Source organism: Collinsella sp. AM44-11, from assembly GCF_003467145.1.
In the GTDB taxonomy this organism is placed as follows: domain Bacteria; phylum Actinomycetota; class Coriobacteriia; order Coriobacteriales; family Coriobacteriaceae; genus Collinsella.
Genome location: NZ_QSFE01000003.1, coordinates 1 through 23,099, shown reverse-complemented (window position 1 = coordinate 23,099; position 23,099 = coordinate 1). Strand labels below are relative to the sequence as shown.

Below are 23,099 nucleotides of genomic sequence, written 5' to 3'. Positions count from 1 at the left end.
GTGGCCGGAATTGGTTTTGAGCTCAAGCGCCTGTTTAGGCGCAAGGGCCTGTTTGCCACGATGCGCGCTTACGGCTACGCCGGCATCGTATGCACGGGCCCCATGCTGCTGGGTGTGCTGCTGCAGGTGGGTATTTTGGTGCTGTGCGGTCTGTGGGGTGTGGGCCGTGCCAACCAGGATCTGCTGGTGTGCATGGTGACCTACACACTGCTGGCCTCGCTTACGCTCACGAGCTTTTTCTCCATGCCGGTCACGCGCTTTTTGGCTGATATGTTGTTTGCCGAGCGCGAGGATGAGATACTGCCGTCGTTTTGGGGCTCCAATGCTGTCATGCTCGTTGCGGGCACGGTGCTCTACGGCGTTTTTTTGCTGTTCTCGGGCGCCACGCTGCTGCAGGGGCTGCTATGCCTGTGGCTGTTCAACATTATGATCGTCAACTGGAACGGCATGAGCTATCTCACGGCCATCAAAGACTACCGCGGCATCCTGTGCAGCTTTGCGGCCGCCATTGGCGTGGCGTGCCTGTGCGCCCTGGCCGCGCTGGCACTGGGGCTGCCGCCGGTCGAGGGCCTGTTGGCATCAGTTGCTTTGGGCTACGGCGTCATGCTCGTCTGGGACGTGGTGCTGCTTTACCGGTATTTTCCGCAGAGTGACCGCAGCCCCTGGCTCTTTTTGCAATGGCTCGATCAGTTTATGCCGCTGGCGCTCACGGGCCTGTTTACCAACCTAGGGCTCTTTGCGCACCTGGTGATTATTTGGGCCGGTCCCATTGGCGTGCAGGTCAAGGGCTTGTTTTATGGCGCGCCCTACCACGATGTGCCGGCGCTCATCGCGTTTTTGACCATCCTTGCCACGACCGTTAACTTCGTGGTCTCGGTCGAGGTCAACTTTTATCCGCGCTACCGCGACTACTACAGTCTGTTCAATGACGGCGGCGTGGTAGGCGACATTGTGGTGGCCGAGGAGGAGATGCTCTCTACGCTTAATAGCGAACTACGCTTTTGCGCGCTCAAGCAGCTGTTTGTGACTGCGGCTGTCATTTCGCTCGAGACCACGGTACTCTCGGCCCTGCCGCTGGGCTTTAACAACCTTATGCACGGGTATTTTCGCACGTTATGCGTAGGCTATGGCCTGTATGCCGTGGGCAACACGATCCTGCTTATCTTGCTGTACTTTACCGACTACAAGGGAGCCGTTCTGGCCTCGGGCCTGTTTGCCGGTGTGGCCGGGCTGGCGACCGCCGTGTCGTTGCTTTTGCCGCAGCAGTTTTACGGCTTTGGCTTTTTGTTGGGTGCGGGCGTGTTTTTTATCGTGGCCCTGCTGCGGCTCGATACCTATACTGCCAACTTACCGTATCGTATCCTGAGTCAGCAGCCCATGGTGGCGACCGACAAAACGGGTCGCTTTACGGAGTTGGGCCGCTTGCTCGACCGTGCCGAGCAGCGCTATGAGGAGTGCCGCCATAAGGGTGAGCCGCACGGCGCGTTTGAGCGCACGGTGGTCCGTGTGTATCGCAACCATTGGGGAGGTTCTGATGGCCGATAGGATGATGTCTCGCCGTCGCCTGTTTGAGGCGGCTGCCGGTGCGCTGTTGCTTTCGGGCTGCTCGGTGCAGGAAGACTCCTCGACCAAAAAGGTCAAAAAGCAGGACAAGATTAAAAAGGCCGAGTCCTCGGACGGTACCAAGCACCTACGCGATAAAGACGAGCTGTACGAGGTCTACGACGACTCGGGCATTGTGACCATGTACCTGACGGTCTCGCGCGGCAACAGTTCCGAGAACACCGACCACAGCTGGGCCGAGATCAATACGTACTCGGTGTATGACTATGCCGACATGGGCGTGACGCGCTATCAGGTTATGGGCCTGCTGCAGGCGGGCGACGAAGACGGCCCGGTGGCCGGCGAGGTTGGCTATGGCGAGGAAGCGCCCAATGCTACCGTGCAGGTGCGCGGTCAGACATCGAGCATGAACTCGCAAAAGAATTACAAGGTGGAGCTCAAAAAGGGCAAGGGTACCTGGCGCCAACAGCGCGCGATTGCGCTCAACAAGCACATGGGCGAGGGCATGCGTTTTCGCAACAAGATGGCCTACGACCTTATCCGCGGAATCCCCCAGATGATGGGCCTGCGCACGCAGTTTGTGCATCTGTGGGTGTGCGACCAGACCGAAAAGTCCAACGACACCTTTGAGGACTACGGCCTGTTTACGCAGGTGGAGCAGCTCAACAAGACGGCGCTTAAGGCGCATGGCCTGGATAAGAGCGGGCACCTGTACAAGGTGAACAGCTTTGATTTCCATCGCTACGAGGACACCATTAAGCTTGCCGATGATCCTGACTACAACCAGGCAAGCTTTGAGGGCATGCTTGAGATTAAGGGCGATTCGGACCACACCAAGCTCATCGAGATGCTCGATGCGCTCAACGACGAATCGCAAAAGATCGATGACGTGCTCGACACCTACTTTGATACCGAGAATCTGGTCTATTGGCTGGCGTTTCAGATCCTGACGGGCAACTGCGATACTCAGAACCGTAACTGCTATCTGTACAGCCCGCTCAACTCCAATACGTGGTACATCCTCGATTGGGACAACGATGGCATGCTGCGTAAGATGGAGCTTTCTCTTACCGGGTTTTCGGACTATGCGAGCTGGGAGCGCGGCGTAAGCAACTACTGGGGCAACGTGCTATTCAATCGCGCGTTGCGCAGCAAATCGTTCCGCAGTGAGCTCGACCGCGCCGTCAAGGACTTGCGCTCGTATATGACCGAGGCACGCTTGGCCAAGATGATCAAACATTATCGCGAGGTTACCGAATCGCTGATTTTTGCTTCGCCCGATATCGACAATCTGCCTGTCACCAAGGACCAATACGAGCAGATTGCCGCGGCGATTCCCTCCGAGATCGAGGAGAACTACAAGAGCTTTCGCGAGAGTTTTAAAAAGCCTATGCCGTTCTACATTGGCGTGCCGCAGATCGATAACGGTAAGCTGCGCATTAACTGGGATGCGTCCTACGACTTTAAGGCGCGTGACATTCGCTATGCCGTGGAGCTGGCGCGCGACTATGCCATAAGCGACGTGCTTTTTAAGGCTGAGGACGTGCTGCTTCCCGAGGTGACCTGTGATGCGCCCGATGCCGGCCAGTATTTTGTGCGCGTGCGCGCCACCAACTCAGACGGCTATGCCCAAGATGCGTTTGACTACTATGTGACCGACGACGGCAAGCACTACGGCATGAAGTGTTTTTACGTGCAAGACGGCGGTAAGGTCGTGGAGGACACGTATGAGGAGGGCTAGCGCGCTGCTTGAGCGCTTGGCGGCCCCGCCCGCACGCGCCACGCAGGAGCGTTACCGCCACGAGCTCAAATATCTCATTAACGAGGGCGAGCACGCCGCGCTTGCCTGCCGCATGGCGCCGGTTTTTAAACTGGATAAGCATGCGCGGGCGGGTGGTTACACCATTCGCAGCCTGTACTTTGACGACTACTGCAACTCGGCCTACGAGGAAAAAGACGCCGGCATTCTCATGCGCAAAAAGTATCGCGTACGCATCTATAACGGCAGCGACAAGGTGATTAAGCTCGAGCGCAAAAAGAAGTACGGCAGCTGGATCTACAAGGAGGACGTGCCACTCACGCGTGGCGAGTTTGAGCAGATTCTGGCCGGCGACTACGACTTTTTGCTGAGGAGCCCTTATCCGCTCTGTCGCGAGTTCTACATCGAGTGCATCTGCAACATGATGCGCCCGCGGACCATCGTGGACTACGAGCGTGAGCCGTGGGTGATGGACGAGGGCACCGTGCGCATTACCTTTGATAGCAACGTGCGTGCGGCGGTGGGAAGCTTTGACATCTTTGACGCGACGTTGCCCGCGTTGCCCGTGCTGGAGCCCGGCAAGCTGGTGATGGAGGTCAAGTTTACCGAGTTTTGCCCACAGCTGGTGCGCGATATGGTGCCGCCAGGTGCGGCCGAACTCACGGCGGTCTCTAAGTACTGCCTGTGTTATGACAAGACCGCCTACCTGCGCGGTTTTAACTACTGGGAATCGGATTTTGGGAACCGAGGGGATATTTAGACCATGAGCACCAGGGACTTTTTTAAGAACTCCGTCTTGGAGGCGTTTGGCCAGGTCGACCCTGCCAAGATCGGCCTTTCGCTGCTTGTGGCGCTTGCCATGGGCATCCTGATCTATTACGTGTACAAGCGCTTTTTTACCGGCGTGGTCTATTCGCGCAGTTTTGCTGTAACGCTCGTGGGCATGTGCGTGCTCACCTGCATGGTCACGCTCGCGATCTCGACGAATGTGGTCATCTCGCTCGGTATGGTCGGTGCTCTGTCTATCGTCCGCTACCGTACGGCGGTCAAGGACCCGCTCGACCTGCTGTATCTGTTTTGGGCCATTACCACGGGCATTACGGCGGGCGCCGGCATGTATGCGCTCGTAGGACTCACGGCAGTGGTGATCGTGGTGATGATCGCTGGCTTTGCGAGCCACCAGGACAAGGCGCGCGTGTACATGATGGTCATCCACTACACGGGGCAGACCACCGGCGATGATATCGTTCGCGCGTTTGGACGCACCAAGTTCACCGTCAAATCCAAGACGATGCGCGGTGACAAGGTCGAGATGGCCGTCGAGGTCTTCTCGGACGGTGTGGACATGCCCTACGCCGACGCCATCCGCGCGCTCGATGGCGTTGAGGACCTGACGCTCATCCAGTACAACGGCGAATATCACGGCTAGTTTGGTTCAGTTTTATTTAAGGGGCGGTGTCGCTTGGACGTGCAGCAGCTTGAAGAGACCTGGGCCGTAAGGGCCGGCGCACGTGAAACGTGTCTTGTTGCGGCCTCGCATGTGCCGGCGGCGCTGTCGATGCTGGGGATTGTGCAGCCCGGCGATCGCTTGGTGGCCTTTGCGGACGACTTTGCCGATGCGTTTGCGCGCGGCTTTGATGCCTGCGACGTTGTGCTCGTGGGGGAGCCGTCGGTTGCGGCGTTTGCTGTTGCATCCGAGGGCTTTGATGTTTCGTTTGAGGTCGAGGGGCCTCACCTGTGGTGGTTCGTCAACTCTATTGGCGGGTTTGGTCTGCGTGTGCCCGACCTTCGCGCTCTGGGCCGCGCGGCTCGTGAGTCGCATGCGTTGCTCGTGGTTGATAACACTGTGTCGGGCGTCTTTGGGTGCAACCCGTTGCGTCTGGGCGCCGTGCTTTCGCTCGAGGCGCTCGACCGCGTGTGTGCCGGCGTTGCGCCGCGCAAGCTCGTCGCCGCTTCGGTGGCGCGCTCGCAGCTTAAGCGCCATCGCGTGGATGCCGCTGCAGAGTGCGCGCACGCGTTGTTTGCGGGCTGCGGTGCGCCCGCGCTTGACCTGTCTGCCGAGGAGACCGACGTGCTAGAACGCGGGCTGGACTCGCTCGATACCCGCATGCAGGCGCACTTCGATCGCGCCCGTGCTCTGGCCGAGTATCTGGCTGCTAACGAGATGGTGTGTAACGTTCGCTATCCTGGGCTGGGTTCGCATCCCGATCATGCGGTTGCAACGGGAATCCTCGAGCACGGCTTTGGCCCGGCAGTTGAGTTTGACCTTATCGTGCGAAGTGCGGGTGAGCTGTTCGACACATTGCCGGGGGAGTTCCGCACGTCGCCCGCCGGCGGCGCAACGACACGCCTTTCGGCCCCACGCGGCAAGCAGGGGGGAACCATCCGCCTCTTCGCCGGCACCGACGACCCCCTAACCGTAGCCGCCGCCCTAGACAACGCCCTCCGCAACTAGCTATTTTGGGGCTTGTCTCGGGGTAGTCTTTTTGGGATGGGCTTTTTTAGCTACTTTGGGACTGGGCCGTGGGGGACTGCGCCACGAAAACGGCCTATCTACTACGTTTAACCCTTAGGGGTCGACCATACCTGCCTTTTTTGAAAACTGGCAAGCTGTCTACCAGCGGTTTTGTTTTCACGAAATCTGGTGTGGTAGAGGGTGTTCAACTAAACGTAGTAGATAGGCCCATTTTATGGCGCGCGTCTTAATTCGTTCGTGCGGCGAATCAATAATCAGACCAAATAGACTACTTTGCGTTGATGCTGGCGATGAGGGCGTCGGCTTTGGTGGCGATGACGTTGTTGATGTCGGTCTGCAGCTCCTCGTAGACCGCTATGGCTCGCTCGCCGGCGGGGGTAAGCGTGGATCCGCGGGCGCCGTCGCGCTCGATGAGCTTGCAGCCCAGCTGTCCTTCGGCCTCGTTCACAATGCGCCAGGCCTTGGAATACGCCATACCCATGCTCTTGGCGGCACGGTTGAGCGAGTGTTCGTGGGCAATACCCTGCAGCAGCAAGACGCAGCCGTGACCGAACACGCCCGGCAGGTCTTTGTCGCACGCTTGAATGACCAACTTTGCCGTCGTCTTGTACTTCATACGCTCCACGTCTCCCCGCTAAAGTGTTTGCTGGGCAAACGCAAAGCCTGCGTCAAACCCTCGTGTGCTCTTCTTAAATCATGCATTGTAGCAGTCAAAGTGCGTTAAGATACTTCCCCAGTATTGGGCGCCCAAGGTTGGGCTGGGTCCTACGAGGCCTGCAGCCGACCGGTCGCATGGAAAAAGGAGAAACATGGCTACGTTCTTTCCCGGTGAGTCCCACACGTTTTCGGAGTATCTGCTGGTCCCTGGCTATTCGTCCTCGCAGTGCATCCCCAACAACGTCTCTCTTAAGACGCCGCTAACCCGCTTTAAGCGCGGTGAGAAGCCGGCAATCACCCTGAACATCCCCATGGTTTCCGCCATCATGCAGTCCGTCTCGGGCGTCGACATGGGTGTCGCGCTCGCTACCGAGGGCGGCCTGTCCTTCATCTACGGTTCTCAGACCCCCGAGTCCGAGGCCGCCATGGTCAAGGCCGTCAAGGATCACAAGGCCGGCTTTGTTCAGTCCGATTCCACGCTGACCCCCGACATGACCATGGAACAGGTCATCGAGCTCAAGGAGAAGACCGGTCACTCCACCATGCCGGTCACCGACGATGGCACCCCCAAGGGCAAGCTCCTGGGCATCGTCACCAGCCGTGACTATCGCCCCAGCCGCGATGACCACCAGAAGAAGGTCTCCGAGTTCATGACCCCGCGTGAGCAGCTTATCGTGGGCGACAAGAACATCAGCCTCAAGGTTGCCAACGACGCCATCTGGGACAACAAGCTCAACGCTCTGCCCATCGTTGACGACAACGATCACCTCATGGGCATCGTCTTCCGCAAGGATTACGACAGCCACAAGACCAACCCCAACGAGCTGCTCGACGGCGATAAGCGCTACATGGTCGGCGCCGGTATCAACACCCGCGACTATGCCGAGCGCGTGCCGCTGCTCATCGAGGCCGGCGCCGATGTCTTGTGCATCGACTCTTCCGAGGGCTTCAGCGAGTGGCAGAAGCGCACCATCGAGTGGATCCGCGCCAACTACGGCGAGGACGTCAAGGTCGGTGCCGGTAACGTCGTCGACGCCGAGGGCTTCCGCTTCCTGGCCGACTGCGGTGCCGACTTCATCAAGGTCGGTATCGGCGGCGGTTCCATCTGCATTACCCGCGAGACTAAGGGCATTGGCCGTGGCCAGGCCACCGCGCTGATCGACGTCTGCCGCGCTCGCGACGAGTACTACGAGGAGACCGGCGTCTACGTGCCCGTGTGCTCCGACGGCGGTATCGTCTACGACTACCACATGACGCTCGCCCTTGCCATGGGTGCCGACTTTATGATGCTGGGTCGCTACTTCGCCCGCTTTGACGAGAGCCCGACCGAGCGCGTCAACGTCAACGGCCAGTACATGAAGGAGTACTGGGGCGAGGGCTCTGCGCGTGCCCGCAACTGGCAGCGCTACGACCTGGGCGGCGCCGCGAAGCTCAGCTTCGTCGAGGGCGTTGACTCCTACGTTCCCTACGCCGGTTCCCTCAAGGACGGCGTGGGCGGCACGCTCTACAAGGTCAAGTCCACGATGTGCAACTGCGGTGCCCTCTCGATCCCCGAGCTCCAGGAAAAGGCACGCCTGACACTGGTAAGCTCGACCTCGATCGTCGAAGGCGGCGCCCACGACGTTGTCGTAAAGGACTCCCAGCAGTCTGTGTCTTATCGATAAGCGGCTTTCCCAGGCACCGCATCTTGCCGTTCAAACCGTCGCTTGCGTACCTAAGTACGCGGCGCTCCTCTTTCACGGCAACCTGCGGCACCTGGAAAACCCGTTGTTTCTAGAACGGGTTGCACATAAAGGTTGAGTATCAACCACGTTATTTAGATAAAGCGAGATGCCTGCAAGTCGCAGGCATCTCGCTTGTTGTATTTGCTATCATCAGTCAAGTTAACCTTAGGGTCGGGCGGCTTAGCTTTGTTCGCTACAAGTTCCGCACGCAAAGAAGAGCACTTAATGTGCTCTTCGTCTTGCGCAGGACTGTCCGCAGTAGCGAATAAAGCTAAGCCGACCGACCCCATTAAAGATTAAAGGAGCTGATATGTGCGATTGCACAGATCATAAGGATGAGATCCCTGCCTACGACGCGCAGGCCATTGAGTCCAAGTGGATGAAGGCCTGGGAGGACTCCAACCTCTTTGCCGTCGACACCGACGCCAGCAAGCCCAAGAAGTACGTGCTCGAGATGTTCCCGTATCCGTCGGGCGACCTGCACATGGGCCACGCGCGCAACTATACCATCGGCGATGCCATGGCCCGTCAGGCCCGCATGCGCGGCTACGATGTGCTGCACCCCATCGGCTTTGACGCCTTTGGCCTGCCTGCCGAGAACGCCGCCATCAAGCACAACACGCAGGCTGCCGCCTGGACGTATAAGAACATGGACCAGGCTCTCGCCACGATGAAGCGCATGGGCTTCTCCTACGATCTGGATCGCATGGTCAAGACCTGCAGCCCCGATTATTACCGTTGGGGTCAGTGGATCTTTGAGAAGTTGTGGGAAAAGGGCCTGGTTTACCGCAAGAAGAACCCGGTCAACTGGTGCCCCACCTGCAAGACCGTTCTGGCCAACGAACAGGTCACCGAGGGCAAGTGCTGGCGCTGCGGCACCGAGCCCGAGAAGCGCGACCTGGAGCAGTGGTACTTCAAGATTACCGAGTACTCTCAGGAGCTGCTCGATGACCTGGAGAAGCTCCCCGGCTGGCCCGAGCGCGTCAAGCAGATGCAGGCCAACTGGATCGGTCGTTCCGAGGGCGCCGAGGTCGACTTTACCCTGTGTGACCAGGATGGCGAGCCCATCGAGGGCGACGAGGGTAAGATCACCGTCTTCACCACGCGAGCCGACACGCTCTTCGGTGTCTCCTTCTTTGTCCTGGCTCCCGAGTACGCGCGTCTGCACGAGCTCGTCGAGGGTACGGAGTACGAGGAGGCCGTGACCAAGATCGTCGAGGACTCCAAGCATATCTCCGCCGTCGAACGTGCCCAGGGCACCCTCGAGAAGCACGGTGCCTTTACCGGCCGCTACGTGGTGAACCCGGTCAACGGCGAGAAGGTCCCCGTGTGGGTTGCCGACTACGTTGTTGCCGACTACGGCACCGGCGCCGTCATGGCCGTTCCCTGCGGCGACCAGCGCGACTTTGAGTTCGCACGCAAGTATGATTTGCCGATCGTGCCGATCATCCTGGACGATGACGACCGCGCAGCCGTCGAGGCCAGCGGCGAGACCATCGATACCTTCCATGCCGAGACCGTCGACTGGGATTGCGCCCATGCTGCCGAGGGCACGCTCGTCCAGTCCGGCAAGTACACCGGTATGCGCGGCGGCAAGCACTCCGAGGGCGAGGCTGCAATCGTTGCTGACCTCGAGGCCATGGGCTGCGGTCGTCGTAAGGTCGAGTTCCGTCTGCGCGACTGGCTCATTTCCCGCCAGCGCTATTGGGGCAACCCCATCCCGGCCATCCACTGCGAGCACTGCGGCATCGTGCCCGTGCCCGAGGACCAGCTGCCGGTAACGCTGCCTGAGAACCTGGACCTGGGCGCCGGCGAGACCCTCGCCGAGTGCAAGGAGTTCTACGAGACCACCTGCCCGGTCTGCGGCCGCCCGGCCAAGCGCGAGACCGATACCATGGACACCTTCACTTGCTCCAGCTGGTATTACCTGCGCTATACCGACCCGCACAACACCGAGCTGCCCTTCTCCCGCGAGGCTGCCGATCGTTGGATGCCCGTCGATAACTACATCGGCGGCATCGAGCACGCCATTCTGCACCTGCTCTACAGCCGCTTCTTTACCAAGGCGCTGCGCGACCTGGGTCTGCTGAGCGTGGACGAGCCCTTCACCAACCTGCTGTGCCAGGGCATGGTCAAGGACGAGAACGGCGACACCATGTCCAAGTCAAAGGGCAATGTCGTGCCCCCGAGCTCGGTCATCGAGCCCTACGGCGCCGACACCATGCGTTTGGCGATCCTGTTTATCGCCCCGCCCGAGAAGGACTTCGACTGGGATCCCAAGGCTGTTGAGGGCGCCAACCGCTTCATCAAGCGCGCCTGGCGTATCGTGTGGCAGCTCGTCCAGTCCGGCGACGCCAGCGTGGCCTTCGACAAGTCCACGCTCGACGAGGTTGCGATGAAGCTCTATCGCGAGCGTCACCGCACCATCGCCAAGTGCACCGAGGACTTCGACCGCGGCCAGTTCAACACCGCCATCTCGGCCGTCATGGAGCTCGTTAACGCGGCGAGCGCCTACCTCAACGCCACTGAGGGCACTGACCGCGACAAGGCGCTGTGCTACGGCGTGGCCAAGGATATCGTGAGCGTCCTTGCCCCCATCTGCCCGTTCTGGGCCGACGAGCTGTGGCACGAGGCTCTCGGCTGCGAGGGCAACGCCTACACCGCCGCCTGGCCCGAGTTCGACCTGGCCGAGTCCATCGAGGACACGGTGCAGATCGTCGTCCAGGTGCTCGGCAAGGTCCGCGGCCGCATTGACGTGGCCCGCGATGCCTCCAACGAGGAGATGCAGGCTGCCGCCGAGACCGCCGTCGCCAAGTGGCTCGAGGGCAAGACGATCGTCAAGGCCATCTGCGTGCCCGGCAAGCTGGTCAACCTGGTGGTCAAGTAAGCGCTGCGCGCTTAACTGACGCATAAAAGACGAGGGACGATCCGGTTGGGTCGTCCCTCGTTTTGTTTTGCCTGCCCAAAGCGCCCGCGGTCAATTGTTCTATTCTTGTGGAGAACCTGTGCGCACGCTGACCTGCAGATTCGTACTGTGCTTGCGCGTTTCCGCAGCTATTGGTATAGTTTGCTTGCAAATGAAGTTGTATTGAAAGAAGTGGGGTTTCGGCCCCGCTTCTTTTTTGTATGGATGGAGGTGCCGCAATGGTCAAGACCAAGACCGAGCAGGCGATCATCGACGCGCTCGAGGCCGTCGCTCCCCAGCACGATGTCGACATCGTCGACGTCGAGCTCGTGGGCGCCACCAAGGCCCCCTGCGTGCGCGTGCGTATCGAGGGTGCTGAGGGTCAGAGCCTGTCGCTCAACGACGTCACGGCCAACACCAAATGGGTCGGCGATGTAATCGAGGAGCTCGACCCCATCTCTTCGAGCTATACGCTCGAGGTGTCGAGCCCGGGCATGGCGCGCCCGCTGCGCCGTCCGCGCGACTTTGCCCGCTTTGTGGGCGAGAATTGTGAGCTCACCTCCACCGCCACCGAGGGCCGTCGCAAGTACGCCGGCAAGATTGCCGCTGCGACCGAGACCGACGTGACCCTCGAGCTCGAGGACGGCGAGTCCGTCACCCTCGATTTCTCTGATGTTAAAAAGTGCAAGTTGAAGCCCACCTACGACTTCAAGCCCGCGAAGGAAGGAAAGTAAGATGGCAGCATCCGACATGATGTCCGCCCTGATGGAGCTTTGCCAGGAGAAGCACATCGACCAGCTCTACCTGATCGACCGCCTGGAGCAGTCGCTCGCCAAGAGCTATGCCGAGATCCTGCATCTTGAGTGGGGCGCCAAGGTGACCATCGACCGCACCACCGGCAAGATCTACGTCTACCGCCTGGAGCCGATCGACGATTCCATGGACGAGGAGGGCAACTTCACCGAGTTCGAGGAGATCGACGTCACCCCCAAGAACACGAGCCGCATCGCTGCCCAGCACGCCAAGGCCGAGATCAACGCCATCGTGCGCAACTCCGCCCGCGAGCAGATCTACGAGGAGTTCTCCGGCCGCATCGGTGACCTCATCAGCGGTACCGTGCTGCAATCCACGCCCGACTTCACGATCGTCAAGATTCGCGAGGGCGTCGAGGCCGAGCTTCCGCACTTCGATCAGCGCCGTTACGAGAACGAGCGCAACGAGCGTCCGATGGGCGAGCGCTACCTGCACAACCAGCACATCAAGGCCGTGATCATCGACGTTCGCGACCCCAACTCCAACCTGCAGCCGGTTCGTGGCGAGCACAGCCGTCCGCCGATTGTCATCTCCCGTACCCACCCCGAGCTCATGCGTCGTCTGTTTGAGCAGGAGGTGCCCGAGATCTATGAGGGCACCGTCCAGATCAAGTCGATCGCCCGCGAGCCTGGCCAGCGTTCCAAGGTCGCCGTCCACTCCCTCGACGACCGTCTGGATCCCGTGGGCGCCTGCGTCGGCCCCAAGGGCAGCCGTGTTCGCGCTGTCGTGGGCGAGCTCCGTGGCGAGCGCGTCGACGTCATCCTGTGGGATGCCGATCCTGCCGTCTACGTCGCCAACGCCCTGTCGCCCGCTAAGGTCACCCGCGTCCTCATCGACGAGGAGAAGGCCTACGCCGGCGTCATCGTGCCCGACGACCAGCTGTCCCTCGCCATCGGCAAGGAGGGCCAGAACGCCCGCCTCGCCGCGCGCCTGACCGGCTGGCACATTGACATCAAGTCCGAGACGCTTGCCGCCGACATCCTCAAGAACGTTCCCGTTCACGAGGAGCCCGCCGCCGACCTGATCGGTGACGAGGAGGACGAGGACGTCCGCCGCTGCGAGTACGTGTCCGAGGACGGCATCCAGTGCCGCAACCAGGCCCGTCCCGGCTCCCGTTTCTGCGGTGTCCACGACACCGACGCCTTCGATGATGCGGAGGACCTGATCTAGCGCGCGGTCGCGCCGGGTGGGTCCCGGCGCGTCTCCCACGCTCGTTCAGTCTCTAGGCACCCAAGGTGCCAGAAAGGGTAGGTGAAGTCATATGGCAAAAGTCCGTGTGTCCACCCTGGCCAAAGAGTTCGGCATGACCTCCAAGGAACTGATGGGTCATCTCGCCGATATGAAGATTCCTGCTAAGTCCGCTTCCTCCACCTTGGAGGACGCCTATGTCGCCATGGTCCGCAAGCAGCTCGCCTCGGTGATCGAGGCCCGCGCTCAGGAAGTCGAGGCCGCCAAGCAGGCCGAGGAGCAGGCAGCTGCCGCCGAGGAAGCCGCCCGCGCCGCCGAGGCCGAGCGCGAGCGCATCGCCGCCGAGAAGGCACGCGAGGAGGAGCGCCGCCAGTTTGCCGCAGCCCAGGCTGCCGAGGAGGCTGCCCGCGCCGAGGCCGAGGCCAAGAAGAAGGCCGAGCAGGAGCGCCTTGCTCGCGAGAAGGAGGAAGCTGCCCGCGAGGCCCAGCGCCGCGCCGTTCCCGCTTCCGACTCCGGTTCGCGCTTCCGTTCGCTGCTCGACCAGATCGCCGCACAGGAGACCGTGCTCAAGGAGAAGAAGGACGCCGAGGACAAGGCCAAAGCTGAGCGCGCCGCCGAGCGCGGTAACCGTCGTGGCGGCAACAACGACCGCCGCGGTGGCCGTCGTAACGATCGCAACGCCTCTGACAACAACTCCGAGCGCAACGCCTCCGAGAGCCGTCCGCACAGCCATCGCACCAACGCCAGCAACAACGTCGCTGCCGGCATGGACTTCCCCAACCCCGATAAGCAGGGCAAGGGCAAGAAGCGCAAGGGCGGTCACAACAACGAAGAGGACCACTATAGCCGCATGGCTCGCGAGGCCGAGGAGTATAGCCGCGAGAAGGTACTCGAGGAGGCTCGTGCTGCCGTCGAGGAGGCCTCTCGCGAGTCCACCGGTCGCCGCAAGAAGCGCAAGGAGAAGCGCGAGCGCGAGGCTGCCAAGGCTCAGGAGGAGCGCAAGATAGAGGAGGCGCTGGCCCAGGGCGTGAACCCCGAGGAGCTCGACGCCATCAAGGTCTCCCAGGGCGTTACCGTCCAGGAGCTCGCCGAGGCGCTCGACGTTCCGGCCAACGACATCATCAAGCGCCTGTTCCTACTGGGTACGCCGCTCACCATGACGCAGTCCATGTCCGATGACCTTGTCGAGCTCGTTGCCGACGACCTGGGTCGTCAGATCAAGATCATCACCCCCGAGGAGGAGAACACCTTCTCGTTCTACGACGATCCCGCCGACCTTAAGCCGCGCGCCCCGGTCGTCACCGTCATGGGCCACGTCGACCACGGCAAGACGAGCCTCCTCGACGCCATCCGTCACACCGGCGTCGCTGCCGGCGAGGCGGGCGGCATTACCCAGGCAATCGGCGCTTCGCAGGTTATGATCAACGACCGCAAGATCACCTTCATCGATACCCCGGGCCATGCCACCTTTACGGCCATGCGTGCCCGTGGTGCCAAGGTGACCGATATCGTCATTCTGATCGTGGCTGCCGACGACGGCGTCATGCCCCAGACCGTCGAGTCGATCAACCACGCCAAGGCCGCCGGCGTACCCATCGTCGTCGCCGTCAACAAGATCGATAAGCCGGGCGCCAACCCCGACCGCGTGCGCCAGGAGCTCACCGAGTACGGTGTCATCCCCGAGGAGTGGGGCGGACAGAACATGTTCGTCAACATTTCGGCCAAGCAGAAGATCGGTATCGACGATCTGCTCGAGACCGTGCTGCTTCAGGCCGACGTGCTCGAGCTCAAGGCCAACCCGGACACCTTTGCCTCCGGCAACGTCCTCGAGGCCAAGCTCGACAAGGGCCGCGGCTCGGTCGCTACCGTGCTCGTGACCCGCGGTACCCTGCACGTGGGCGATACGCTGGTCGCCGGCCTCACCTACGGCCGCGTCCGCGCCATGCTCGACCCCAAGGGCCGCGCCGTCACCGAGGCCGGTCCCTCCGACGCCGTCGAGATCCTGGGCCTGCAGTCCGTGCCCAACGCCGGTGACGAGTTCCGCGTGTTCGAGGACGAGCGCGAGGCTCGTGCCCTTGCCGACGAGCGTTCGCTCAAGGCCCGTATCGAGGAGCAGAGCCGCGTCAAGCACGTCACGCTCGAGAACCTCTTCGAGACCATTGCCGACGCCGAGGTCAAGGAGCTCAACCTGATCATCAAGGCCGACGTCCAGGGTTCCATCGAGGCCCTTCAGGATTCGCTCGACAAGATGGATCAGTCCGAGGTTCGCATCAACACGATCCACTCCGCCGTTGGTGCCATCAACGAGACCGACGTCGTCCTGGCCGACGCCTCCAACGCCATCATCATCGGCTTTGGCGTCCGTCCCGACGGTAAGGCCCGCTCCGCCGCCGAGCGTGAGGGCGTCGAGATCCGTTGCTACGACGTCATCTACAAGTGCCTCGAGGAACTCGACGCTGCCCGTATCGGCATGCTTAAGCCCACCGAGGTCGAGGTCTCCACGGGTACTGCGACCGTCCTTGACACCTTTAAGGTGCCCAAAGTCGGTATCGCCGCCGGTGTCCGCGTCGAAGAGGGCGAGATCGCCGCGACCGATTCCGTGCGTCTGGTGCGCGACGGCATCGTGGTCTTCAACGGCAAGATCGCCTCGATGCGTCACTACAAGGACGAGGCCAAGAGCCTCAAGAGCGGTTCCGAGGGCGGCATTGGCCTGGAGAACTTCCAGGACATCAAGCCCGGCGACCAGATCGAGGGTTACCGTATCGACCAGGTTGCCCGTACCGAGTAGGGGGTAGCGCTATGAAGCAAACGCAGGCAACCCGCCGTCTGGGCGAGCAGCTTCGCGAGAAGCTCGGTTATATCCTGCTCTTTGAGGTTTCCGATCCGCGTCTCGACCTGGTTACTTTGACCGCGGTCGAGGTCGCGGTGGACCGTTCGTTCGCGCGCGTGTACGTGTCGTGCGATGCGAGCCGCTACGATGAGGTCATGGAGGCGCTCGCAAGCGCCAAGGGCCGTATTCGCAGCCTGTTGGCTCGCTCGCTCGATTGGCGTGTTACGCCCGAGCTCGATTTTCGCATCGATCGTTCGACCGATGAGGCCGAGCGCATCACGCGTGCGCTGGAAAACGTTCCCGCCACGCTTGCGATCGAAAAGGACGAGGACGGCTATCCGATAGCGGATGCCGCCCAGGAGGCAGCTTTAGATGACTAATTCCGCCGACCTCGCCTCGTGCGAGTCTGCAGATATTCAGCGACGCATCCTCGAGCTCATCGAGGGTGCGTCCTCCATTGCGATTTCGGGACACACTTCTCCCGATGGCGATGCCTTGGGCTCCGTTTTGGGTCTGGGCCTTTCGCTCATGAAGTTTTTCCCCAACAAGGACATTGCGCTGCTGCTGGCAGATGATGACCCAGTTCCGCGCATTTACCGCTTTATGGAAGGCTCCGATCGCCTGACGCCGGCATCTGCGTACACCGACAATCCGGACCTGTTCATCTCGGTGGACGTGCCGGTCGTCGAGCGTCTCAATAATTCCGCCGAGGTGCTTCGTCGCTCCAAGCATGTGGTGTGCTTCGATCACCATCCGGCGCGCGAGGAGTTTGCCGAGCTCAGCCTGAGGCGCGTCGAAGCTGCAGCCTGCGCCATGATCATCGACCGCTTCTTGGACAATTGCGGCATTGTCGCACGTGATGGCGTTGCGACCTGCCTGCTGTGTGGCTTGGTTACCGATACCGGCCGTTTTCAGTACCAAAACGCCGATGCAGCCGCGTTCCATGCAGCCTCGCGTCTGGTTGCCCACGGTGCCGATCCGGCGCGTGTGGCACTCGAGGTTTACCAGAGCATGCGCGTTGAGTTTTTGCACCTCAAGTCCATCGTTATGGGCCGCATTAAGACGGTGGCCCACGGGCGCGTCGCGTATAGCTACGCGTACCAGAGTGACCTTGAGGCCTGCGGTGTCACCTCGGACGAGTGCGACGGTCTGGTTGACGTGGTGCGCTCGGTGATGGGCGTCGAGGTCTGTCTGTTCCTGAAGGGCATTGAGGGCGATACCAAGGTGCGCGGCAACCTGCGCTCCAAGGGCGACCTCAACGTGTCCGAGATCGCTGCTGCCTTTGGCGGAGGCGGACATCCCGCTGCCGCCGGTTTCTCCAACAACGGAACGATTCTCGAGACGCTTACCGTGGCACTTCCCATGCTGGCCGAGCTGGTGGGGGAGGATCCCGCTTCGGTGACCGTCGAGCTTTAACTTTTTGGATGGTACATGGCTCGTCGTACGCCTTCTCAACTGAATATGCTGCTCGCCGTCGATAAGCCGGTGGGCTGCACGTCCCACGATGTGGTTTCGAAATGCCGACGCGCCCTCCATGAGCGGCGCGTCGGCCATGCCGGCACGCTCGACCCCATGGCATCGGGTGTCATGGTGGTGGGTGTGGGCCAGGCCACCCGTCTGCTGGGCATGCTAACCCTCGATACCAAAAGCTATGTCGCCGACATTTCGTTTGGCGCCGAGACCAATACCGATGATGCGGAGGGCGAGGCGGTCCGCACGGTGGCTGTTGCCAACGAGCTCCGCGATCCTGCCTATGCCCGTGAGCGCTTGGCCGCTATGCTGGGTCCGCAGATGCAGGTGCCGCCGGCGTTTTCGGCTATCTCGGTCAATGGCGTTCGCGCCTACAAGTCTGCTCGCGAGGGCAATGCGGTGGACCTACCTCCGCGCCCCGTCGAGGTCTATGCCGCCGACCTGATCGCCGTGGGAGGCGAAGGTGATACGTGTGTGTGGACCGTGGCGTTCTCAGTGAGCAAGGGTACCTATATCCGTGCGCTCGCTCGCGATTTGGGCCGCGCCTGCGAGAGCGCCGCGCACATTTCCGCGCTGCGCCGCACGGCCTCCGGTGTTGTTTCCATTGGCGCTTGTCATGCGGTCGAGGAGCTTTCTCCCGAGTCCGCGGCTGGCTTTGCCCTGGATCCCATTGCGGCCTTGGGCGCCACGCGTGTTGACTTGCCGGGCAATCTTGCCGACGACCTGCTCTGCGGCCGACGCATTCCCGTTGAGCGTGCGCTTGCCGATTTCGATTCCGCGAAGGCGCCTTTTGCGTTGGTGCTCGATGGGGGACTCAAGGCGCTTGCCCGCATTGAGAGTGGCCGCTTTGTCATGGAGCACGTGTTTCCGCAGGCAATCGGCGGTGTTCGATAATGTTGTCCGCTCGTGAGCTCGCGCGTATCTTTTTCGAGGGCGAGTCGGACGAGGCCCGCATCGTCACTGCCGATGCGTTTGATGAGTGCGAGCACTTGGGTGCTGCATCGATTGCCATCGGCGTGTTCGATGGTGTGCACCGTGGACACCAGGAACTCATCGAAGCGCTTGTCCGTGATGCCCGTGCCCATGGCTGCAAGGCGGTCGTGGTCACTTTCGATCCCGATCCGGACGTTGTGGTGAGTCCTTCGCCCGCTCAAAAACTGATGACGACGGCCGACCGTCTACATGCCTTGGCTCAGACCGGGGTCGATGCAGTGGTGGCCGTTCCCTTTACGCCTGAGGTTGCGGCACTCGACCATGTTGGTTTTCTCACACTGTTGTCACGCGTGGTCGACATTCGTTCGATTCGCGTTGGCAGCGATTTTAGGCTGGGTCGTGGCGGTGCTTCTGGTGTTGCCGAGATGCGCGTCTGGGGTTCCGAGCACGGCGTTGACGTGTATGGTCACGATCTGCTTTGCGAGGGCGGTGAGGCCATTTGCGCCACCCGCATCCGTCATGAGCTGGGACAGGGCCATGTGGAGCTGGCTGCTGAGTTGCTCGGCCGCCCGTATATGCTGCGCGGCGGTGTTGTTCGCGGCCGTCACGAGGGCTCTGGCATGGGCTTTCCCACGGCAAACCTGCAGGTTTCCGACGGCATTCAGGTGCCTGCCGATGGCGTGTATGAGGGCCTGGTGCTCGTCGATGACACCGTATGGCCTGCTGCCGTTAACGTCGGCCTGCCGCCGACGTATGCCGACGATGCCGCTTCATCGCATCTCGAGGCTAACTTAATTGGTTATACGGGCGACCTGTACGGCGCTTCCGTTTCGCTGGCGTTTACGCGCTGGCTGCGTCCCTCGCGTGTGTTCGAATCGCTGGATGAGTTGATCTCGACCGTCGAGGGTAATATCGAGGATATTCGTCACAACTTGGGCGAGCAGGGGGTGAGTATCCGTGATTAGCGATGATGAAAAAGACCAGGTACGCGCTGCGTCCGACCTAGTTGCCATCGTGCAGGAAACGGTTGAGCTCAAGCCCCGCGGCCATGAGTTTTGGGGTTGCTGCCCCTTTCATGGCGAAAAGACGCCGTCCTTCCACATTATCCCCGCCACACAGGTGTGGCATTGCTTTGGCTGCGGCGAGGGTGGCGACGTCTTCACCTATATCATGAAGCGCGAGAACCTGAGCTTTCCCGAGTCAATCCGTTATTTGGCCGATCGTGCAGGTATTGAGCTGCACGACACCGGAGATCGCCGCGAGCGCGGTACCAAGCGTGCCCGCATCTACGATCTGTGTGCCGAGACCGCCCAGTTCTACCACACCATGCTTATGCGCGGTAAGGATGGCCGTCCACGTGAGTACTTTGCCAGCCGCGGCATGGGCGGCGACGTCTGCCGCCGCTACTGCCTGGGCTTTGCGCCGGGTCGTAATATGCTGGTGGCTCATCTGTCGCAGGCGGGCTTTACTCCGCAGGAGATGATCGACGCCAACGTTGCCGTGAGTCGAGGGCGCGGGCAGCTTGCCGACCGCTTCTACGACCGCGTGATGTTCCCCATCTTTGACGAGCAGGGTCACAACATCGCCTTTGGCGGTCGCATCATGGGTGACGGCCAACCCAAGTACCTCAACACCGCCGAGACGAGCGTGTTTCATAAAAAGCGAAACCTCTACGGCTTTAATTGGGCCAAGGAGTTTATCGTCGCGCAGGATACCGCCATCGTGGTAGAGGGCTATACCGACTGCATCGCCTGCTGGGAGGCGGGGATTAAAAACGTTGTCGCTACGCTGGGCACCGCGCTCACGGAGCATCACGTCAAGACGCTCACCCGCTTTGCTAAGCGCATCGTGTATATGTTTGACGGCGATGCCGCCGGTCAAAAGGCCGCTCGCCGTGCGATTCAGTTTATCGAGCAGGATTCTATGGACCTGCGCTGCGTGGTGCTGCCCGACGGTAACGATCCCATGGAGTTCATCACGGCGCACGGCGGAGGGGAGCTGCAGAAACGCATCGACGCCGCCGTGCCGCTCATGGACTTCGTGTACCGTTCGCTTCAGGAGTCGAGCGACATCTCCACGCCGGGCGGTCGCGCCAAGGCGCTGGAAGATGCGCTGACGCTTATCTATCCGCTGCGCGACAGCTATATGATCGACACGTACTTTATCCAGATTGCCGATCTGCTTGGTTTGGATCTGGAGACAGTGCGTGCGAGTTCGGGTCGCGTGTTTCGCGATGTCGCCAAGCGCGAGGATGCGGAACGACGTCGTGAGCAGAACTATGAACGCCAGCGGGCGCAAGCCGAGCGCTCTGGTGGCGCGTGCGGTCGGATGTCTGGTTCGCAGGGGGCATCTCGCGGTGCTTGGGCATCGGGCGCGACGCCGCCGGTGTCCGCGCCGGTCGAAGAAGAGCCGTATGACTACGTCCCGCTCGATGCCTATGGCGCCGCGCCCGTGGAGGTCGTCGACGACCTGCCGCCGATCGACGCGCCTGATGGTATGGGTGCTGTACCTGTGACTGATGGTTCGGGTGCTCCGGCTGCGGCGGCGCCGATGGTTCTTACTGATCTTGAGCGTAAGTCCTTGGCAGGGGAGCGTGAGCTGCTGACCATGCTCACGAGCTACCCCGACCTGTTCCGCACGTATGCCGACCGCATCTGCTCTATCGAGTGGGTTGACCCACGTCACGAGTCCATCGCATGGGCCGTTCTGGCAACTCCGCCGGGAACCGATCCTGCAGCCTGCATGGATGCGGCGCGCTCGGTGTGTCCCGAGGCGGCAACGCTTGTGAGTGCCGGGCGCATCTCGGCGACGAGCAAGCACCCCACCGAGACGAACATCGTGTTTATGCTCGATACGCTCGAGCTCTACACCATCAAGCGCCGCATGCGTGCCGCACAGGCCAAGCTGCGCCAGGACCGTTCGCTCGACGATGAGGCCCGTCGCGCGCTGACCGTGCAGGCCGCGCAGGATTCGCAGCGTCAACGCGAACTGCAAAAGTCGATCGGCGGCGTGGCGGACCCGTTCCGTTTGATCGGTCTGGAGGCCGCAGGCACCGAACAGGCCTAGATGTTGTGGTCAACCAGCGTATTCTTGCCTATATCCTGTCCTCTTTTTGGGTATAGACGTCGATGTGTGTGCTAAAGTATTGAGTCCTGTGGACTATGAAGGGAGAATCTGTGCCAAAAAAGACTGAGAGCACGGGTACTGGGCTGGAATCCTACGTTGCAAAGCTCATGGGCAACGGCTCAAACAGGACTTCGGTAACCGAGGACGAGATTCAGGTCGCCCTGAAGGATATCGATGTTTCTGACGAGCAGCTCACCGCGGTGTATTCCGCGCTGCGCAACAGCGGCATCCAGATTATCTCCGCGAGCGGTAACGACGACGCCCCCATGGACGTCGACGATGACGATAACGATACCGATACCGACGATTTCGATGACGACGACGAGCACGATTCCGGCTCGCTCGACGATCACGAGCTCAAGATGGCCCGTCAGGCCGATGCCGAGATGGGTTCTTCCAAGAGCAAGAAGAAGCGCACCGTGCGCACGTCCCGTTCACGCTCCCGCGTGCGTGGCATCGATGCCTCCACGGTGATGCTGACCGGCGATCCGGTTCGTATGTACCTCAAGGAGATCGGCAAGGTCGACCTGCTGACCGCCTCCGAAGAGGTCGATCTGGCCATGAAGATCGAGGCCGGTCTTGAGGCCACCGAGAAGCTCGAGGCTGCCGATGCCGGTGAGCTCGAGCTCACGCGTGCCGAGATGCGTCGTCTTACGCGCATTGAGAACGTTGGCCTCGAAGCCAAGCAGGCACTCATCAGCGCAAACCTGCGTCTGGTCGTTTCCATCGCCAAACGCTATGTCGGCCGCGGCATGCTGTTCCTTGACCTGATCCAGGAGGGCAACCTCGGTCTGATCCGCGCTGTTGAGAAGTTCGACTACCAGAAGGGCTTTAAGTTCTCCACGTACGCCACGTGGTGGATCCGTCAGGCCATTACGCGCGCCATTGCCGATCAGGCCCGTACCATCCGTATTCCCGTGCATATGGTCGAGACCATCAACAAGCTCGTCCGCGTGCAGCGCCAGCTCCTTCAGGACCTGGGTCGCGACCCGACCCCTGAGGAGATCGGTGCCGAGATGGACATGAGCGCCGACCGCGTCCGCGAGATCCAGAAGATTTCGCAGGAGCCCGTGTCGCTCGAGACCCCCATCGGCGAGGAAGAGGATTCCCAGCTGGGCGACTTCATCGAGGACTCCCAGGCTATCGTTCCGCCCGATGCCGCCAGCTTCTCCATGCTGCAGGAGCAGCTCACCCAGGTGCTCGACTCGCTTGCCGATCGTGAGCGCAAGGTTATCGAGCTGCGCTTTGGCCTTGTCGACGGGCATCCCCGCACGCTCGAGGAGGTCGGTCGCGAGTTTGGTGTCACGCGCGAGCGTATCCGCCAGATCGAGTCCAAGACCCTGGCCAAGCTTCGTCACCCGAGCCGCAGCAGCAAGCTCAAAGACTATATCGAGTCTTAGGGTTACGGCGTTTTACCAAACGCCGTAACTGGCCGACGCTGCGCGGACACCAGAGCGACAACTTGTCATTCAAAGAGGACGGCATGACCAGAAGGTCTATGCCGTCCTCTTTTCATGCCAATTTGTTCGCTCTGGTGCCCGCTCGCTGGCATTGTCAAAACATCGGCGTTTCCGTTGCCGGTGCCGGCAGTTAGGCCGTCCCCAAGGGATCAAGGGGTTGATTTCCGATCTCAGCCGAACACATTGAGCAAATAG

17 protein-coding genes are annotated in these 23,099 nt (G+C 61.1%); 16 read left to right on the top strand and 1 reads right to left on the bottom strand.

What is annotated here, in order from left to right; translation table 11 throughout:
* Genes pelG through DW943_RS02670 form a run of 5 tightly spaced genes read left to right on the top strand, consistent with a single transcriptional unit; the run spans nt 1 to nt 5,777 of the window.
* Nucleotides 1-1,545 carry an exopolysaccharide Pel transporter PelG gene (pelG, locus tag DW943_RS02690; protein ID WP_117862104.1) on the top strand — a complete coding sequence of 515 codons (1,545 nt, stop codon included), beginning with the start codon at nt 1-3 and terminating at the stop codon, nt 1,543-1,545.
* Nucleotides 1,535-3,304 carry a CotH kinase family protein gene (locus DW943_RS02685; RefSeq protein WP_117862103.1) on the top strand — a complete coding sequence of 590 codons (1,770 nt, stop codon included), beginning with the start codon at nt 1,535-1,537 and terminating at the stop codon, nt 3,302-3,304. Before pelG ends, DW943_RS02685 begins: the two co-directional genes overlap by 11 nt.
* Nucleotides 3,291-4,082, top strand: coding sequence for a polyphosphate polymerase domain-containing protein (locus DW943_RS02680; RefSeq protein WP_117862102.1), 792 nt, complete (start codon nt 3,291-3,293; stop codon nt 4,080-4,082). The genes DW943_RS02685 and DW943_RS02680 overlap by 14 nt, the downstream gene beginning before the upstream one ends.
* Before the next feature lie 3 nt (nt 4,083-4,085).
* Nucleotides 4,086-4,751 (top strand): DUF4956 domain-containing protein, encoded by a 666-nt coding sequence (locus tag DW943_RS02675; RefSeq protein WP_089571688.1) that lies wholly within the window; start codon nt 4,086-4,088, stop codon nt 4,749-4,751.
* A gap of 39 nt (nt 4,752-4,790) precedes the next feature.
* On the top strand, nt 4,791-5,777 hold the full coding sequence (locus DW943_RS02670; RefSeq protein WP_233543589.1) for a PLP-dependent transferase: 987 nt from the start codon (nt 4,791-4,793) through the stop codon (nt 5,775-5,777).
* 289 nt (nt 5,778-6,066) lie between these two features.
* Here the strand turns inward: DW943_RS02670 and DW943_RS02665 are convergent, their stop codons facing one another.
* Nucleotides 6,067-6,414 carry a winged helix-turn-helix domain-containing protein gene (locus DW943_RS02665; protein ID WP_117862100.1) on the bottom strand — a complete coding sequence of 116 codons (348 nt, stop codon included), beginning with the start codon at nt 6,412-6,414 and terminating at the stop codon, nt 6,067-6,069.
* A gap of 193 nt (nt 6,415-6,607) precedes the next feature.
* Between DW943_RS02665 and DW943_RS02660 the strand changes: the two genes are divergently transcribed.
* The 11 genes from DW943_RS02660 (at nt 6,608) to rpoD (ending at nt 22,844) form a co-directional block, all read left to right on the top strand.
* Nucleotides 6,608-8,119, top strand: coding sequence for an IMP dehydrogenase (locus tag DW943_RS02660; RefSeq protein WP_117862099.1), 1,512 nt, complete (start codon nt 6,608-6,610; stop codon nt 8,117-8,119).
* 370 nt (nt 8,120-8,489) lie between these two features.
* On the top strand, nt 8,490-11,066 hold the full coding sequence (gene leuS, locus DW943_RS02655; RefSeq protein WP_117862098.1) for a leucine--tRNA ligase: 2,577 nt from the start codon (nt 8,490-8,492) through the stop codon (nt 11,064-11,066).
* Nucleotides 11,067-11,323: 257 nt separating this feature from the next.
* Nucleotides 11,324-11,818, top strand: coding sequence for a ribosome maturation factor RimP (gene rimP / locus DW943_RS02650; RefSeq protein ID WP_117564814.1), 495 nt, complete (start codon nt 11,324-11,326; stop codon nt 11,816-11,818).
* A gap of 1 nt (nt 11,819) precedes the next feature.
* On the top strand, nt 11,820-13,067 hold the full coding sequence (gene nusA / locus DW943_RS02645) for a transcription termination factor NusA (protein WP_006234042.1): 1,248 nt from the start codon (nt 11,820-11,822) through the stop codon (nt 13,065-13,067).
* A 91-nt stretch (nt 13,068-13,158) separates the two neighbouring features.
* Nucleotides 13,159-15,873 carry a translation initiation factor IF-2 gene (gene infB / locus DW943_RS02640; RefSeq protein ID WP_089571695.1) on the top strand — a complete coding sequence of 905 codons (2,715 nt, stop codon included), beginning with the start codon at nt 13,159-13,161 and terminating at the stop codon, nt 15,871-15,873.
* Nucleotides 15,874-15,884: 11 nt separating this feature from the next.
* Nucleotides 15,885-16,295, top strand: a complete 411-nt coding sequence (gene rbfA / locus DW943_RS02635) for a 30S ribosome-binding factor RbfA (protein ID WP_006234038.1) — start codon at nt 15,885-15,887, stop codon at nt 16,293-16,295.
* The gene (locus tag DW943_RS02630; protein WP_117862097.1) at nt 16,288-17,331 is read left to right on the top strand and encodes a bifunctional oligoribonuclease/PAP phosphatase NrnA; all 1,044 of its coding nucleotides are present in this window, start codon (nt 16,288-16,290) and stop codon (nt 17,329-17,331) included. Before rbfA ends, DW943_RS02630 begins: the two co-directional genes overlap by 8 nt.
* A 15-nt stretch (nt 17,332-17,346) precedes the next feature.
* The gene (gene truB, locus DW943_RS02625) at nt 17,347-18,279 is read left to right on the top strand and encodes a tRNA pseudouridine(55) synthase TruB (RefSeq protein WP_089571697.1); all 933 of its coding nucleotides are present in this window, start codon (nt 17,347-17,349) and stop codon (nt 18,277-18,279) included.
* On the top strand, nt 18,279-19,283 hold the full coding sequence (gene ribF, locus DW943_RS02620; protein WP_117757607.1) for a riboflavin biosynthesis protein RibF: 1,005 nt from the start codon (nt 18,279-18,281) through the stop codon (nt 19,281-19,283). The genes truB and ribF overlap by 1 nt, the downstream gene beginning before the upstream one ends.
* Nucleotides 19,276-21,384: a DNA primase gene (dnaG, locus tag DW943_RS02615; RefSeq protein ID WP_117862096.1), complete on the top strand. Its 2,109-nt coding sequence runs from the start codon at nt 19,276-19,278 to the stop codon at nt 21,382-21,384. The genes ribF and dnaG overlap by 8 nt, the downstream gene beginning before the upstream one ends.
* Nucleotides 21,385-21,494: 110 nt before the next feature.
* Entirely contained in the window at nt 21,495-22,844 is a 1,350-nt protein-coding gene (gene rpoD, locus DW943_RS02610) for an RNA polymerase sigma factor RpoD (RefSeq protein WP_055286388.1), read from the top strand.
* The last annotated feature ends 255 nt before the right edge of the window (nt 22,845-23,099 follow it).

Excerpts from the sequence above, each read along its gene's own strand:
- DW943_RS02680 (WP_117862102.1), top strand. The coding sequence starts at position 3,291 with ATGAGGAGGGCTAGCGCGCTGCTTGAGCGCTTGGCGGCCCCGCCCGCA.
- rbfA (WP_006234038.1), top strand. The coding sequence starts at position 15,885 with ATGAAGCAAACGCAGGCAACCCGCCGTCTGGGCGAGCAGCTTCGCGAG.
- leuS (WP_117862098.1), top strand. The coding sequence starts at position 8,490 with ATGTGCGATTGCACAGATCATAAGGATGAGATCCCTGCCTACGACGCG.
- DW943_RS02630 (WP_117862097.1), top strand. The coding sequence starts at position 16,288 with ATGACTAATTCCGCCGACCTCGCCTCGTGCGAGTCTGCAGATATTCAG.
- DW943_RS02665 (WP_117862100.1), bottom strand. The coding sequence starts at position 6,414 with ATGAAGTACAAGACGACGGCAAAGTTGGTCATTCAAGCGTGCGACAAA.
- DW943_RS02660 (WP_117862099.1), top strand. The coding sequence starts at position 6,608 with ATGGCTACGTTCTTTCCCGGTGAGTCCCACACGTTTTCGGAGTATCTG.
- rimP (WP_117564814.1), top strand. The coding sequence starts at position 11,324 with ATGGTCAAGACCAAGACCGAGCAGGCGATCATCGACGCGCTCGAGGCC.
- DW943_RS02685 (WP_117862103.1), top strand. The coding sequence starts at position 1,535 with ATGGCCGATAGGATGATGTCTCGCCGTCGCCTGTTTGAGGCGGCTGCC.
- DW943_RS02675 (WP_089571688.1), top strand. The coding sequence starts at position 4,086 with ATGAGCACCAGGGACTTTTTTAAGAACTCCGTCTTGGAGGCGTTTGGC.
- infB (WP_089571695.1), top strand. The coding sequence starts at position 13,159 with ATGGCAAAAGTCCGTGTGTCCACCCTGGCCAAAGAGTTCGGCATGACC.
- ribF (WP_117757607.1), top strand. The coding sequence starts at position 18,279 with ATGTTGTCCGCTCGTGAGCTCGCGCGTATCTTTTTCGAGGGCGAGTCG.
- nusA (WP_006234042.1), top strand. The coding sequence starts at position 11,820 with ATGGCAGCATCCGACATGATGTCCGCCCTGATGGAGCTTTGCCAGGAG.
- truB (WP_089571697.1), top strand. The coding sequence starts at position 17,347 with ATGGCTCGTCGTACGCCTTCTCAACTGAATATGCTGCTCGCCGTCGAT.